Source organism: Clostridium sp. SM-530-WT-3G (assembly GCF_012843905.1).
Classification (GTDB): domain Bacteria; phylum Bacillota; class Clostridia; order Clostridiales; family Clostridiaceae; genus Clostridium.
On sequence record NZ_JABAGC010000092.1, the window covers coordinates 1 to 899 of the forward strand.

General features: G+C 25.3%; 1 protein-coding gene. It reads left to right on the top strand.

Annotated features, from left to right (window positions below; translation table 11 throughout):
- Positions 1-80 precede the first annotated feature (80 nt).
- Positions 81-524: a nucleoside deaminase gene (locus HF850_RS15355; protein ID WP_169106282.1), complete on the top strand. Its 444-nt coding sequence runs from the start codon at positions 81-83 to the stop codon at positions 522-524.
- Positions 525-899: the final 375 nt, after the last annotated feature.

Sequence of the window (899 nt, forward strand, 5' to 3'; positions counted from 1 at the left end):
AGATACATTGAAAAAGGAATGAAACATAAGATTTTATAATTTTTTATAGATTTTTATAAGTTTTCAGTAACGGTAAACTAGTGAAATTTATAGATATTGCTAAAGAAGAAGCTTATATTGCTATGAAAGAAGGAGAAATACCAGTTGGAGCGGTGATTGTTAAAAATGGAGAAGTTATAGCAAGAGCGCATAATTTAAAAGAACAAATACATGATCCAACAGCTCATGCTGAAATGCTTGCTATAAAAAGGGCTTGCGAAGTTATAGGAGATTGGAGACTTGATGGATGTGATATGTATGTAACATTAGAACCATGCCCTATGTGTGCAAGTGCCATATTGCAAAGTAGAATAGATAGATTGTATATTGGAACCTTTAATAAAGATATGGGAGCTTGCGGATCAACTATAAATTTATTAGATAGTAGGAGACTTAATTCATTTATTTATACAAATTGGCTCTATGATAATGAATGTTCTGAAATTCTTGAAGAGTTTTTTAGAATTAATAGAAATAAAAAATAGAAAATATTATGCTAGTAAGCATAGTATTTTCTATTTTTTATGAAAACATTTGCATTAATTAGTATTTTGAAGAAAAATAAAAGCAAATTAATAAAAACAAGTAAAAATAAACCCAAATATTCCCTGTAAAAGTTTACCTGGATTATTATACTATAAATATAATGAACAGAAGAGTAAATATAGAGTTAAAATTTTTATTTGAAAAAGGAGAAATAAATAAAACTCTATGAATATAATTTTGATAATTTTGCAAGCGATTGCGAAAATATCAAAATTATAATTAGAATATTTGTAATATTGATAGTGTAAAGTACGCTATGAAAAATGATATTTTAAAAAAATAATAACTAAATAATCAATATAAGTAAGAATTAG